This window comes from Burkholderia sp. Bp9090 (assembly GCF_003857985.1).
Classification (GTDB): Bacteria; Pseudomonadota; Gammaproteobacteria; order Burkholderiales; family Burkholderiaceae; genus Burkholderia.
The window spans coordinates 16,186-30,465 of record NZ_QTPV01000005.1; the positions used below are offsets into that span (position 1 = coordinate 16,186).

Genomic DNA, 14,280 nt, shown 5'->3' on the forward strand with positions numbered 1-14,280 from the left:
CCGCGCGCCCGACACCGCCCGCACGGAGAACGACATTGCAGAACCCGCCGCAGCCGCCGGTCGCGCCGAAGATCCTCGTCAGCATGTGCGTGCTCGGCCACCCCGTCCGCTACAACGGCTCGGCGAGGACCGCCGCGCATGACACGCTCGCACGATGGCGGCGCGAAGGGCGCCTGGTGCCCGTGTGTCCGGAACTGGCAGGCGGATTGAGCGTGCCGCGTCCGCCCGCCGAGATCGCGGCAGGCGAATCGGGGCAACGCGTGCTGTCGGGTGCCGCGCGCATCGTCGACGTGCACGGCACCGACGTGACGGCCCCGTTCGTCGACGGCGCGCACACCGCGCTCGCGCTGGCACGCGCGCACGACTGCCGCTTCGCGATCCTGGCGGACGGAAGTCCGTCGTGCGGAAGCAGCTTCATTTACGACGGGAGTTTTGCGGGCCGGCGGCATGCCGGCGCCGGTGTGACGGCGGCGTTGCTGCGCCAGCATGGCATCGAGGTGTTCGCGGATACCGAGATCGACGCGCTCGCGGCGCGCATCGCGCGGCTATCACGAGGCTGAATGACGATGTGGCCGACACGACGATCTTCTCGTGCCGGCCACATCGTCCGGAAAGGCAGGGCTAAGCGGCGCGCATTCCGCGCGCTTCGCCGCATCGCGCGATCAGACGCGCTCGATCGCGATCGCGATACCCTGGCCGACGCCGATGCACATCGTGCACAGTGCGAAGCGGCCGTTGGTGCGATGCAGCTGGTACATCGCGGTCGTCACGAGACGCGCACCCGACGCGCCGAGCGGATGGCCGAGCGCGATCGCGCCGCCGTTCGGGTTCACGCGCGGATCGTCGTCGGCGACGCCGAGCATGCGCAGCACCGCGAGACCCTGCGACGCGAATGCCTCGTTCAGCTCGATCACGTCGAACTGATCGATCGTCATCCCGAGCCGCGCGAGCAGCTTCTGCGTGGCCGGCGCCGGGCCGATGCCCATCACGCGCGGCGCGACGCCGGCCGTCGCGATACCGAGCACGCGCGCACGCGGCGTCAGGCCGAAGCGCTTCGCGGCTTCCGCGTTCGCGAGCAGCAGCGCGGCGGCGCCGTCGTTGACGCCCGACGCGTTGCCGGCCGTCACCGAGCCGTCCGGGCGCACGACGCCCTTCAGCTTCGCGAGTGTCTCGAGCGACGTTTCGCGCGGATGCTCGTCACGCGCAAAGACGACCGGGTCGCCCTTCTTCTGCGGAATCGTGACCGGTACGATTTCCTCGGCGAGCGTGCCGTCCTGCTGCGCACGCGCGGCCTTTTGCTGGCTGCGCAGCGCGAACAGGTCCTGATCGGCGCGGCTGACGTTGTAGTCGACAGCGACGTTTTCGGCCGTCTCCGGCATCGAATCGACGCCATGCAGCTGTTTCATCAGCGGATTGACGAAGCGCCAGCCGATCGTCGTGTCGTAGATGTCGGCCTGGCGCGCGAACGCGCTGGCGGCCTTGCCCATCACGAACGGCGCGCGCGTCATGCTTTCGACGCCGCCGGCCACCATCAGCGCGGCCTCGCCCGACTTGATCGCGCGCGCGGCCACGCCGACCGCGTCCATCCCGGAACCGCACAGGCGGTTGATCGTCGAACCCGGCACGCCCTCCGGCAAACCCGCGAGCAGCGCAGACATGCGCGCGACGTTGCGGTTGTCCTCGCCGGCCTGGTTCGCGCAGCCGTAGATCACGTCGTCGATCGCCGTCCAGTCGACGTCGCGGTTGCGCTCGACGAGCGCCTTGAGCGGCACCGCGCCGAGGTCGTCGGCGCGCACGCCGGAGAGCGCGCCGCCGTAGCGGCCGATCGGGGTACGAATCGCATCACACAGAAAAGCTTCGGTCATCAGTGTCTCCGGTCTCATGCAAGCTGGGAAGTGAGTGAAACGCGCCCCTTGCTTTGCCCGCCGGGATGCGCTTAAATGTTCTATATACGAACATAAGATCGTGTATCGAACGTTCAACGCATCATAGGGAGTGCGGGGACGACCTGTCAAGCGCCCGGTCCGCGGTGCGGTTGGCGTGTCAGGCCCCATGCGCTATCTTCTCGGCTGCACGACAATCCGACCGTTCATGACAACCGAAGACATCCAGACGAAACCGGGCGACTCCTATGTGCAGTCGTTCGCGCGCGGCCTCGCGGTGATCCGCGCATTCGACGCCCAGCGCCCGGAGCAGACGCTCACCGAGGTCGCCTCGGCCACCGGGCTCACGCGCGCCGGCGCACGCCGGATCCTGCTGACGCTGCAGACGCTCGGCTACGTCGAGGCGGACGGCCGGCTGTTCCGCCTCACGCCGAAGATCCTCGAGCTCGGCTTCGCGTATCTCACGTCGATGCCGTTCTGGAATCTCGCCGATCCGGTGATGGAGCAGTTGTCCGCGCAGATCCACGAAAGCTGCTCGGCCGCCGTGCTCGACCGCACCGAGATCGTCTATGTGCTGCGCGTGCCGACCCGCAAGATCATGACGATCAACCTGTCGATCGGCAGCCGCCTGCCCGCGTACTGCACGTCGATGGGCCGCGTGCTGCTGTCCGCGCTCGACGACGCGGCGCTCGACGAAACGCTCGCGCAGAGCGGCATCCGCGCGCATACGCCGCGCACGATCACCGACATCGGCGAACTGAAGGCGACGATCGCACAGGTGCGCCAGCAAGGCTGGGCCGTGGTCGACCAGGAACTCGAAGTGGGCTTGATGTCGATCTCCGCGCCGATCCGCAACCGGCGCGGACAGGTGATCGCCGCGATGAACATCAGCGGCAACGCGCAGCGGCACACCGCGAAGCAGATGGTGAGGGAGTTTCTCGGGCCGCTGCAGCAGGCCGCGCAGACGGTGTCGGAACTGGTCGCGCGGCGCGGGTGAGCGGTGACTTCGCCCGCCGGATCGGCAACACGGTCATTCGCGCATATAAACGCGGATAGCGCAGATATAAAGACGGGCGGCATAAGCCGCCCGCTCAACCCTCAGACTCTGCTTGCAACGTCCTTCTCTCGGAACGCGGAGCTCCCTCCGCATCGCCCAATTTAAGGATGCGGCACAGCCCCGTCAATTTGACGAGAACGAAATTGCACCGCGTCGCTTCGGACAGCGGCATCCCGCATCAGTCCATCGACTCGCGCGCCGTCTCGCGCAGCATCGCGACCGCGATCAGCGACAGCACCACGCACGCGGCCACATAGCCGGCCGGCGCGAGCTTGCTGCCCGTCGTCTTCACCAGCCAGGTCGCGATCAGCTGCGCGGTGCCGCCGAAGATCGTCACCGCGAGCGCATATGCGATCGAAATGCCCGTCGCGCGTACGTGGCGCGGCAGCGATTCGCACATCAGCGCCATTTCGGAAGCCGACCCGAGCGAATAGAACAGCAGCATCAGCGCGGTCAGCGGCAGGATCACCGACAGCGTCGGATGATGGTTCATCAGCCAGAACGCCGGGAACAGCAGCAGCACCAGCACGCCGCGCCCGACGAAGATCGGCAGGCGCCGGCTGCCGAGGCGGTCCGACAGCCAGCCGAACAGCGGACACGTCACCAGCATCACGCAGCCCGACGCGACGCCGACGAACATCGACAGCTTCATCGGCAGCCCGAGCGTGTGGATCGCATAGGTCGGCATGTAGAAGGTCAGGATGTAGGTCGACACCGTGCCGCCCATCACCGTCAGCATCAGCAGCAGCACCGTGCGCGTGTGCTGCGAGAACAGTTCGCGCAGCACGCCGCGTTCGATCCCGTGGTGGTTGTCGCCGGGCGCATCGTCCGCGAGCCGGCGGCGCAAGTACATGCCCACCGGCGCGATCAGCACGCCCACGAGGAACGGCAGGCGCCAGCCCCAGCCCTCGAGCGCGTCCTTCGTCAGCGTGTTCGACAGCAGCGCCGCGAAGCCCGAACCCATCAGCGCCGCACCGCCCTGCGTCGCGAGCTGCCAGCTCGCGCGGAACGCGCGGTGCGACGTGCCGCCCTGCTCGATCAGCGTGGACGTCGCCGCGCCGAATTCGCCGCCTTGCGAGAAGCCCTGCATCAGCCGCGCGCCGACGACCAGCAGCGGCGCGGCCACGCCGACCTGCGCGTAGGTCGGCGCGATCGCGATCAGGCCGGTGCCGAGCGCCATCAGCATGATGGTCAGGTTCAGCGCGGCCTTGCGGCCCTTGCGGTCCGCATAGACGCCGAGCACGACGCTGCCGAGCGGCCGCGTGAAGAAACCGGCGGCGAACGTCGCGACCGACAGCAGCAGCGACGTGGTCGGATCGCTCGACGGGAAGAACAGCTTGCCGATCAGCACCGCGAAAAAGCCGTACACGGTGAAATCGAAGAACTCCAGCCAGTTGCCGATCACGGCCGCCGCGATCGCGCCGCGCTTCGTGACGGCCGGCGCGCCATGCGCATCGGTTGCGGCGGCGCCCGTCGACGCGGGGTGCAGCGCGAGATGGTCTTTCTGCATCGTTCGTCTCTCCTCTCAATGCGGCCGGAAGCGCCGGCCGCTCGTCGCGTGTCGCCGCCGGGGTTACTGCCCGAGGTAACGCTCCACGAGGCGCGTCCAGAACGCCGCGCCGATCGGCAGGTTGCGATCGTTGAAGTCGTACTTCGGGTTGTGCACCATGCAGCCGTCCTCGCCTTCGCCGTTGCCGAGCCGCACGAACGAGCCGGGCCGCTGCTGCAGCATGAACGCGAAATCCTCGCTGCCCATCAGCAGGTCGGCCTGCTCGACCACATGCGCGTCGCCGACCAGTTCGCGCGCGACCTGCGCGGCGAAATCCGTTTCGGCATCCGTATTGACGACGACCGGATAGCCTTCGATGTACTCGACGTGCGCGGTCGCGCCATAGCTCGCGGCCTGCGACTCGGCGAGCTCGACGATGCGGCGCTTGAGCAGCGCGCGCACGTCGGGGCTGAACGAACGCACGCTGAGTTCGAGACGCGCGCCGTTCGGGATCACGTTGTTCGCGGTGCCCGCGTGCATCGAGCCGACCGTGACGACCGCCGGCTGCGACGGGTCGACGTTGCGCGCGACGATCGTCTGCAGCGCCATCACGATGCTGGCCGCGACGACCACCGGATCGACCGTCAGGTGCGGCCGCGCCGCGTGGCCGCCGACGCCCTCGATCGAGATGATCGCCTTGTCGCCGGCCGACATGAACGGGCCGCGCCGCGTGAGGAACACGCCGGGTGCCGCGCCCGGATGGTTGTGCATGCCGAACACCGCATCGCACGGAAAGCGCTCGAACAGGCCGTCGTCGATCATCTTCTTCGCGCCGCTGTCGACGCCGTGCTCTTCCGCCGGCTGGAAATACAGGTGCACGGTGCCGGAGAAATTGCGCGTCTTCGCGAGGTGCTGCGCGGCACCGAGCAGCATCGTCGTGTGGCCGTCGTGGCCGCACGCGTGCATCTTGCCGTGCGTGCCGCTTGCATACGGCAGGCCGGTCGCCTCGAGGATCGGCAGCGCGTCCATGTCGGCGCGGATGCCGATGCTGCGCGTGCCGTCGCCCGCGCGCAGCGTGCCGACCACGCCCGTCTTGCCGACCCCGCGCGTCACCTGCCAGCCCCACTGCTCGAGCTTGTCCGCGACGAGCGCCGCCGTTTCGTGCTCCTCGTACGCGAGTTCCGGGTGGCGGTGAATGTGATGGCGGATCTCGCGCAACCCGCCGGCGGCGGGCATCAGATCCTCGATTTCGGTGAATCGGGCGTCGGTGGTCATCAAGCGGCTCCTGCTGATCGTCAGCGTGTCAGCCGCACGCAAACGGTGCGTGCGGGAAAGCGAGCCACTATAGCGAGCCGATATCGGTTCAATAAGATGCGGAATTTTTCACCGCGATAAGCTTTATTAATCAGGGTTAACGCGGGCAAAGGTCGTCGGCACGCGTTCGCCCGGCGCGATCGACACGCCCGCTATTGATTTTTGAGACGAACGGTCTATTATTCGGCCATGGATGTTCGAACCGATCCGCCGCGCCGCCGCGGCAGGCCACCGAAGCAGCACGAAGACCTCGTCGCGACACGTGACATGCTGTTGCGCACCGGGCTGGAGGTGCTCACCGAAAAGGGCTTTTCCGCCACCGGGCTCGACGAGATCCTCGGGCGCGCCGGCGTGCCGAAAGGCTCGTTCTATCACTACTTCGACAGCAAGGAGGCGTTCGGCCTCGAGCTGATCGATCGCTACGCCGAGTTCTTCGCGCGCAAGCTGGACCGTCATTTCAGCGAGACTGAAGCAACGCCGCTGGCGCGCGTGCGCGCGTTCGTCGACGATGCGCGCGACGGCATGGCCCGCTACGAATACAGCCGAGGCTGCCTGATCGGCAACCTCGGCCAGGAAATGGGCGCGCTGCCCGAGCGTTTCCGCGCGCGCCTGCGTGAGACGTTCGAGGATTGGCAGCGCCGTCTGGCCGACTGCCTGATCGCGGCACAGCAAGCCGGCGAACTGGCGGCCTCGGCCGATCCCGCCGAGCTGGCCGCGTTCTTCTGGATCGGCTGGGAAGGCGCCGTGCTGCGCGCGAAACTCGAACGCAGCGACGTGCCGCTCGCGCTGTTCGCACAGTTTTTCTTCGATGGATTGCCTCGCCGCTGAGTTTTTTTGCCATTAACTAGACGATCGGTCTAGAAAGGAGGACGGATGTTCCAGGGCATCGTGATCGACAAGGACGAGACCGGCCAGCACGCGCGGCTGCAGACGCTGGACGACGCGCAGCTGCCTGCGGGCGACGTGACGATCCGGGTCGGCTATTCGACGTTGAACTACAAGGACGGGCTCGCGATCACCGGCAAGAGCCCGGTGGTCCGCAAATTTCCGATGGTGCCGGGCATCGACCTCGTCGGCGAGGTCGAACACAGCACGCACCCGGACTACCGGGCAGGCGACCGCGTCGTGCTGAACGGCTGGGGCGTCGGCGAAACGCATTGGGGCGGCCTCGCGCAGAAGGCACGCGTCGACGGCGACTGGCTGGTGCCGCTGCCGTCCGCGTTTTCGCCGCAACAGGCGATGGCCATCGGCACGGCCGGCTACACCGCGATGCTGTGCGTGATGGCGCTGGAACGGCATGGCGTGCGCCCGGACGATGGCGAGATCGTGGTGACCGGCGCGGCCGGCGGCGTCGGCAGCGTCGCCACCGCCCTCCTCGCGCGGCTCGGGTATCGCGTCGTCGCCGTGACCGGCCGCCCGGCCGATGCCGACTATCTGCGCCAGCTCGGCGCGGTTGAGATCCTCGACCGTTCGCAGTTCGGCGCACCCGGCAAGCCGCTCGGCAAGGAGCGCTGGGCCGGCGCGGTCGACGTCGCCGGCAGCCATGTGCTCGCCAACGTGTGCGCGACCACGCGCTACCGTGGCGTGGTGACGGCCTGCGGCCTGGCCGCCGGCATGGACTTCCCCGCGACCGTCGCGCCGTTCATCCTGCGCGGCGTGACGCTCGTCGGCATCGACAGCGTGATGTGCCCGCGCGCCGAGCGTCTGGAAGCATGGCGCAGGCTCGCGTCCGATCTCGACGTCGAGAAACTGGGCACCATCAGCCATCAGGTCGGCCTCGCAAATGTCATCCCGCTCGCCGAGGACCTGATCGGCGGCAAGGTGCGCGGCCGCATCGTCGTGGACGTCAACGCATGACGCCGGCGACGGCGACGGCGACGGCGACGGCGACGGCGACGGCGACGGCGACGGCGACGGCGACGCATCGTTTCATACCCGGCCGGTGGCGCGCGCATCGCGTTCGCCCGTGCCGCTTTATCCAGGAGACCTCATGACCGCTGCAGACCACGCGCCCGTCAGCCGCTTTCCGGTGCCCGCGCTCGAAGACCTGCCCGACGACATTCGCGAACGCATCGCGGCCGTCCAGGAAAAGTCGGGCTTCATCCCGAACGTGTTCCTCACGCTCGCGCATCGCCCGGACGAGTTTCGCGCGTTCATCGCGTATCACGACGCGCTGATGGACAAGCCGGGCAACCTCACCAAGGCCGAACGCGAAATGATCGTCGTGGCCACCAGCAGCGTGAACCAGTGCCAGTACTGCGTGATCGCGCACGGCGCGATCCTGCGCATCCGCGCGAAGGATCCGCTGATCGCCGACCAGGTCGCGACCAACTACCGCAAGGCCGACATCACCGCTCGACAGAAGGCGATGCTCGACTTCGCGATGAAGGTTTCGCAGACTGCACACCAGGTGGGCGAAGCGGACTTCGACACGCTGAAGTCGCATGGCTTCACCGAAGAGGACGCGTGGGACATCGCGGCGATTTCGGCGTTCTTCGGGATGTCGAACCGCATCGCGAACGTGACGAACATGCGGCCGAACGCGGAGTTCTACGCGCTGGGGCGCTGAGGACCGCCGGCAACGGCGATCGCCGTCGAAGACCGGGGCGTGCATGCGCCCGGTCTTCCTCGGGTCGCCGCGCGCAATTGGCGTCGGCGTCGGCGTCGGCGTCGGCGTCGGCGTCGGCATCTGCATCTGCATCTGCAATCGGCAATCGGCAATCGACGACACGGCGCGACGCTCGCGCGAACCCGCGCCGCCCCGGCTCCCGCGCTTACCCGACCTGCTTCAACGCCTGCAGCCCATCCGGCAGCTTCGCGTCCGGGAACATCGTCGACAGCGTCGTATCGCGCCACCGCGCCGCCTCCTCTGCGCGCTGCGCTTCCGCCTGCTCGCACACGAACAGCGCATCGCCGCCGAGCAGCAAGCGCATCGGCACGTCGTCGCGACGCGACAGCTCGACGATCAGCGCCGCGATCCGCGCGGGATCGCCGACCTCGTGACCGCCGTACGCGCCGAGCAATTCGAGCATCTTCCCGACCGACGGCTGATAGTCGGGCAGCAGGCCGTCGACCGCGCGCTTCGCCTCCGAGGCCCATTCGGTGCGCATCCCGCCCGGCTCCAGCGTGCAGACGCGCACGCCGAACGGCGCGACTTCCTTCGACAGCACGTCGCTGAACCCGCCGACCGCCCACTTCGCGGCCTGATACGCGGACAGGCCAACCGTCGCCGTGCGCCCGCCGACCGACGACACCTGGAAGATGTGGCCCGCGCGCTGCGCGCGCATCGTCGGCAGCACCGCGCGCGTCAGGTTGACCACGCCGAACAGGTTCGTTTCGATCTGGTCGCGGAAGTCGTCGGCGCCCATCTGCTCGAACGGTGCCGTATGACCGTAGCCCGCGTTGTTCACCAGCACGTCGATGCGGCCGAACGCGTCGCGGGCCGCCGCCACCGCATGCTCCGCCGCCGCCGCGTCGGTCACGTCGAGTTCCATCGGCAGCAGCCGGTCGCCGTACCGTGCTTCCAGATCCGCGAGCCGCGCGGGATCGCGCGCGCCGGCCACCAGACGATCGCCCGCCGCCAGCACCGCTTCCGCGATCGAGCGCCCCAGGCCGCGTGCGGCCCCCGTTACCAGCCAGACTTTCGACATTTTTCCACTCCTCGACAAAGTTGAAACTGAAAAATGAATGATTACTCACTCATTAATATGGGCGACGAGACGATCGTTTTCGCCGCGCCTCGCCCTGCCTGAAACCGCCTTCCGTCGGTGCGGCAACGCCCGAACCCAAGGCGCCGCCGATCACCCGTCTTCAGATTTCCGTCACGCCGATCGCCACTCACACCGCGTGCAACACGGCCCACAGCGCACGAAACCCGGCCTCGCGGTACGCATCGGCCAACGCCGGGTCGCGCGCGATCGACTCCATCGCCGTTTCCGCGATCGACGTGAACAGCGCCGCGCAGAACGCGTGCGCGTCGTCGGTCTTCAGCCCGCCCGCCGCGGCGACTTGCGCACGCAGCAACGCGCTGATCGCGCCGAAGCCTTCGGTACCGGCCGCGCGATGCGTGTCGTCGATACGGCCGCTCACGCCGAGCTGCTGCAGCGCGCGCCGCCCGTCCGGGTTCGCGACGCCCCACGACACATAGCCGTTCCACGCATGCCGCATCGCCTGTTCGGCCGGCGCGTGCTCCGGAAACCCGGTCATCATCGCGTCGCGCAGGCCGGCCTTCAGGCTCAGGTACAGCGCGTTCAGCAGCGCATCCTTGGTCTCGAAATAGGTGAACACCGTGCCTTCCGCCACGCCGGCGAGCCGCGCGATGCGCGCGGTGGTCGCGCCCGCGCCGTCCTCCGCGAGCGCGCGGGCGGCAGCGGCGAGGATGGCGTCGTGCTTGTCGGGACTGCGCGGTCGGGCCACGTTCGATTCCTTTAATGAGTGAGCGCTCAATCATAATCGCGCCAACGCAGGTCATGCAAGCCCTGTTACATACGCGGGAACCGATCCGCAATCGATCAAAAGCGTGCACTATTAGTGTTTTCACGTACTGGCGCGCCAACCCACCGGCGCCCGGCGCTCGCCGTTCGTTCCACGCTCACACCGCTTCAGACCGCGAACCACTCATGACGAATAAGCCCAACCAGACCGAAGCCGACCAACCCGTCGACATGATCATCTTCGGCGGCGGCGGCGACCTGGCCGCCCGCAAGCTGTTGCCCGCGCTGTACATGGCGCACCTGCACTGCAACCTGCCGCCGGAGACGCGCATCATCGCGGTCGGCCGCCGCGACTGGGGCATCGACGGCTACCGCAAGTTCATGGACGAGCAATCGCGCCCGTTCATCGACGACAAGGCCTTCGACGCCGACGCGTGGAGCCGTTTCCTCGACCTGTTCCAGTACGTGCTGATCGACGTGAGCGCGCCGGAAGACTACGCGCGCCTCGCCGAAGCGGCGCGCAGCGAGGCGATCCGCGTGTTCTATCTGTCGACGTCGCCCGAGCTGTTCACGACGATCTGCGACAACCTGTCGGCCGCGCACCTCGTCGATGCGCGCTCGCGCGTCGTCCTCGAAAAGCCGCTCGGCCACGATCTCGCGTCGGCGAAGGCGATCAACGATGCGGTCGGCAAGCATTTCGCGGAATCGCAGATCTACCGGATCGACCATTACCTCGGCAAGGAAACCGTGCAGAACCTGATGGTGCTGCGCTTCGGCAACCCGATCTTCGGGCCGCTGTGGCAGGCGCCGAGCATCCGCAGCGTGCAGATCACGGTGGCGGAGACGGTCGGCGTCGGCAGCCGCGCGGGCTTCTACGACCATACCGGCGCGCTGCGCGACATGGTGCAGAACCACCTGCTGCAGCTGCTGTGCATCGTCGCGATGGAGCCGCCGGTGTCGCTCGACCCGGACGCGGTCCGCGACGAGAAGCTGAAGGTGCTGCGCTCGCTGCGGCCGATGGCGCTGTCGGACGTCGCGCGCGATACCGTGCGCGGCCAGTACACGGCCGGCGCGGTCGACGGCCAGCCGGTCAAGGGCTATCTCGACGAGGAGAACGTGCCGGCGGACAGCCACGCGGAGACCTTCGTCGCGCTGCGTGCGCACATCAACAACTGGCGCTGGGCGAACGTGCCGTTCTTCCTGCGCACCGGCAAGCGGCTGCAGCGCCGCCAGTCGGAAATCGTGATCGAGTTTGCCGACATGCCGTTCTCGATCATCCCGACCGGCCCGCGCCACTACAGCAACCGCCTCGTGATCCAGCTGCAGCCGGAAGAGTCGATCCAGCTGCAGATGCTCGCGAAGGAGCCGGGCAGCGGGATGAAGATGGTGCCCGTGAGCCTGAACCTCGACCTGCAGCAGGCGATTCCGGAACGGCGCGCGGAAGCGTACGAACGGCTGCTGATCGACGTGATCCGCGGGCGCCTCACGCACTTCATGCGCCGCGACGAACTCGAGGCCGCCTGGTCGTGGGTCGAGCCGATACTCAACGGCTGGAAGCAACTCGGCGACCGTCCGCGCCTGTACACCGCAGGCACGTTCGGGCCGGCGGCATCGTCGGCGCTGCTGGCGCGCGACAACATGTCGTGGTCCGAGGAGGCGTAAGAAGCTTAAGAAGCGCAGCACACGATGGCATGCCGGCGACGCGAGCGCCGTTGGCATGCCGGGTCACATCAGGGGCGCCCGCCGCACACCGCCCGCCTCCCGGCCGTAACCTTCGGCCAGAGAAAATCGCCTGAGCCGTCCTGCGCGGGAACGGCACCCGGCGGCGACGACGCAGCCGCCCCCGGCTACACCGTCCCCATCCACGCCGCCTTGCGCCGCGCCGGCGCATCGCTGCCGCCGCTCCCGCCGCCCAGCACCTCGATCATGTAATCGACGAACGACGCGATCCGCGACGAAATCGCGGTATTCCGGTAATACACCGCGTTGATCGGCTGCTCGACGTCGAGCGTCTGCCGCGCGAGCACCTGCACGAGCCGCCCGGCCTCGCGATCCTGCGCGGTCATGAAATCCGACAGGCACACGACGCCCGCGCCCTCCAGCGCGAGCTGCCGCAGCGTCTCGCCGCTCGACGACCAGATAGCGGGCTCGATGCGGCTCGGCTCGCCGTCCGCGCCGAGGATCGGCCACACGTTCAGCGATTCGGGCTGGGTGAAGCCGAGCAGCGTGTGCTTGCCGAGATCCTCGACCTTGCGCGGCTGGCCGTGCGCTTCGATATAGGCGGGGCTCGCGAGGATGCGCAGCCGGCTGTTGCCGATCCGCCGGCTGTGCAGGGTCGAATCCTTGAGCCGGCCGATCCGGATCGCGACGTCGGTGCGCCGCTCGAGCAGGTCGATGATGCCTTCGTTGCTGTTCAGCTCCAGGTCGACCTTCGGGAAGCGTTCGCGGTAGCCGCGCACGAGCGGCACGATCACGTGCAGCATGAACGGCGTCGCGGCATCGACGCGCAGCCGCCCCGACGGCATCTCGCGCCGCGCGAGCATCTGCTCCTCGGCGTTCTCGACCGATTCGATGATCGCGCGCGCGTCCTGCAGGAACGCGCGCCCCTCTTCGGTCAGTTCGAGCCGGCGCGTGGTCCGGCGCAGCAGCGTGGTCTTCAGCTTCTCCTCGAGCCGCGCGAGCGTGCGGCTCGTGGCCGACACGGTGAGGTCGAGCTGCTGGGCGGCGGCGGTGATCGAACCGGTGTCGACCACGGCGGCAAAGGCCTGGAGTTCGTCGAGGGTGATCTTCATTCTTGATCTGAAATCAAAACAATTTGGTTTATAGACCAGTTTTTCCGCAAAAGTAAAGGCGGCACACTGCGCTCCATCCTCACTGGAACCAGGATCCCGCCATGCCACTCGCCCTGCTTGCGCTGACCATCAGCGCCTTTGCCATCGGCACGACCGAATTCGTGATCGTCGGGCTGATCCCGACGATCGGCGCCGATCTCGGCGTCAGCCTGCCGTCGGCCGGCCTGCTCGTCAGCCTCTACGCGCTGAGCGTCGCGATCGGCGCGCCGCTCCTCACCGCGCTCACCGGCCGCGTGCCGCGCAAGACGCTGCTCGCCGCGCTGATGGCGCTCTTCACCGTCGGCAACCTCGTCGCCTGGCAGGCGCCGGGCTACGAATCGCTGATCGTCGCGCGCGTGCTCACCGGCCTCGCGCACGGCGTGTTCTTCTCGGTCGGCTCGATCATCGCGACCACGCTCGTGCCGAAGGACAAGGCCGCCAGCGCGATCGCGACGATGTTCAGCGGGATGACCGTCGCGTTCGTCGCCGGCATTCCGCTCGGCACCTTCATCGGCCAGCACTTCGGCTGGCGCGCGACGTTCCTGATCGTCGCGCTGTTCGGCCTCGTCGCGTTCCTCGGCGCGGTGGCGTTCGTGCCGCGCGGTCTTCCGCAAACGCCGCCGGCGCCGCTCGCCCGCCAGTTCCGCGTGCTCGCCCAGCCGCGCCTGCTGCTCGTCTACGCGATGACGGCGGTCGGCTACGGCGGCTCGCTGATCGCGTTCACCTACATGGCACCGCTGCTCGAACAGATCGCCGGCTTCACGCCGTCGCAGGTCAGCCTCGTGCTCGTCGGCTACGGCGTGTCGGTCGCGGTCGGCAACGTGTGGGGCGGCAAGCTCGCCGACAGCGTCGGCCCGGTCAAGGCGCTCAAGCGGATCTTCCTGCTGCTCGCGATCGTGCTGCTCGCGCTGACCTTCACGGTGCACGTGAAGTGGCTCGCGGTGCTGACGATGCTCGCGTGGGGCGCGGTCGCGTTCGGCAACGTGCCGGGCCTGCAGGTGTACGTCGTCAAGCAGGCGCGCCACTTCGCGCCGGACGCCACCGACGTCGCATCGGGCTTCAACATCGCCGCGTTCAACCTCGGCGTCGCGGGCGGCTCGTCGCTCGGCGGCCTGATCGTCGCGAACGTCGGCCTCGGCCACACGCCGTGGATCGCCGCCGCCGTCACGCTCGGCGCATTCGCGCTGACCGCGCTGAGCGGCCGTCTCGACCGCGGCCAGGGCCTGCCCGAACGCACGGCCGAACCCGTCGAACTCGCCCATTGAACGTCAAC

Annotated in this window: 13 protein-coding genes; 7 read left to right on the top strand and 6 right to left on the bottom strand. The window is 68.2% G+C overall.

The features are described 5' to 3' along the window. Positions 1–83: 83 nt before the first annotated feature. A complete protein-coding gene (locus tag DIE16_RS06535; protein WP_409333439.1) occupies positions 84–560 on the top strand; it encodes a DUF523 domain-containing protein in 477 nt (158 codons plus the stop codon). A gap of 102 nt (positions 561–662) precedes the next feature. Here the strand turns inward: DIE16_RS06535 and pcaF are convergent, their stop codons facing one another. Beyond that, a complete protein-coding gene (gene pcaF / locus DIE16_RS06540) occupies positions 663–1,865 on the bottom strand; it encodes a 3-oxoadipyl-CoA thiolase (RefSeq protein WP_044845776.1) in 1,203 nt (400 codons plus the stop codon). Positions 1,866–2,091: 226 nt separating this feature from the next. Here pcaF and DIE16_RS06545 point away from each other — a divergent pair, with 226 nt between their 5' ends. After that, on the top strand, positions 2,092–2,880 hold the full coding sequence (locus DIE16_RS06545) for an IclR family transcriptional regulator (RefSeq protein ID WP_185500311.1): 789 nt from the start codon (positions 2,092–2,094) through the stop codon (positions 2,878–2,880). A gap of 238 nt (positions 2,881–3,118) precedes the next feature. Here the strand turns inward: DIE16_RS06545 and DIE16_RS06550 are convergent, their stop codons facing one another. Both DIE16_RS06550 and DIE16_RS06555 read right to left on the bottom strand, forming a co-directional pair. Next, positions 3,119–4,450, bottom strand: coding sequence for an MFS transporter (locus DIE16_RS06550; RefSeq protein ID WP_124520056.1), 1,332 nt, complete (start codon positions 4,448–4,450; stop codon positions 3,119–3,121). Between the two features lie 63 nt (positions 4,451–4,513). After that, entirely contained in the window at positions 4,514–5,704 is a 1,191-nt protein-coding gene (locus DIE16_RS06555) for a M20 aminoacylase family protein (protein ID WP_044845779.1), read from the bottom strand. Positions 5,705–5,932: 228 nt separating this feature from the next. On the opposite strand from DIE16_RS06555, the gene DIE16_RS06560 reads away from it, so the two are divergent. The 3 genes from DIE16_RS06560 (at position 5,933) to DIE16_RS06570 (ending at position 8,312) form a co-directional block, all read left to right on the top strand. Further along, positions 5,933–6,571 carry a TetR/AcrR family transcriptional regulator gene (locus tag DIE16_RS06560; protein ID WP_124892050.1) on the top strand — a complete coding sequence of 213 codons (639 nt, stop codon included), beginning with the start codon at positions 5,933–5,935 and terminating at the stop codon, positions 6,569–6,571. Positions 6,572–6,616: 45 nt separating this feature from the next. Continuing rightward, a complete protein-coding gene (locus DIE16_RS06565) occupies positions 6,617–7,600 on the top strand; it encodes an MDR family oxidoreductase (RefSeq protein WP_124892051.1) in 984 nt (327 codons plus the stop codon). Between the two features lie 133 nt (positions 7,601–7,733). Then, positions 7,734–8,312: a peroxidase-related enzyme gene (locus tag DIE16_RS06570; RefSeq protein WP_044845836.1), complete on the top strand. Its 579-nt coding sequence runs from the start codon at positions 7,734–7,736 to the stop codon at positions 8,310–8,312. Positions 8,313–8,517: 205 nt separating this feature from the next. Here the strand turns inward: DIE16_RS06570 and DIE16_RS06580 are convergent, their stop codons facing one another. Together DIE16_RS06580 and DIE16_RS06585 are read right to left on the bottom strand one after the other, a co-directional pair. After that, positions 8,518–9,393 carry an SDR family NAD(P)-dependent oxidoreductase gene (locus tag DIE16_RS06580; protein WP_124486141.1) on the bottom strand — a complete coding sequence of 292 codons (876 nt, stop codon included), beginning with the start codon at positions 9,391–9,393 and terminating at the stop codon, positions 8,518–8,520. Positions 9,394–9,580: 187 nt separating this feature from the next. Beyond that, a complete protein-coding gene (locus tag DIE16_RS06585) occupies positions 9,581–10,159 on the bottom strand; it encodes a TetR/AcrR family transcriptional regulator (RefSeq protein WP_124486140.1) in 579 nt (192 codons plus the stop codon). Positions 10,160–10,362: 203 nt separating this feature from the next. Between DIE16_RS06585 and zwf the strand changes: the two genes are divergently transcribed. Further along, positions 10,363–11,838, top strand: coding sequence for a glucose-6-phosphate dehydrogenase (gene zwf / locus DIE16_RS06590; RefSeq protein WP_124892052.1), 1,476 nt, complete (start codon positions 10,363–10,365; stop codon positions 11,836–11,838). 185 nt (positions 11,839–12,023) lie between these two features. Here the strand turns inward: zwf and DIE16_RS06595 are convergent, their stop codons facing one another. Beyond that, positions 12,024–12,968, bottom strand: a complete 945-nt coding sequence (locus tag DIE16_RS06595) for a LysR family transcriptional regulator (RefSeq protein ID WP_044845840.1) — start codon at positions 12,966–12,968, stop codon at positions 12,024–12,026. A 101-nt stretch (positions 12,969–13,069) separates the two neighbouring features. Here DIE16_RS06595 and DIE16_RS06600 point away from each other — a divergent pair, with 101 nt between their 5' ends. After that, entirely contained in the window at positions 13,070–14,272 is a 1,203-nt protein-coding gene (locus DIE16_RS06600; RefSeq protein WP_124892053.1) for an MFS transporter, read from the top strand. Positions 14,273–14,280 lie beyond the last annotated feature (8 nt).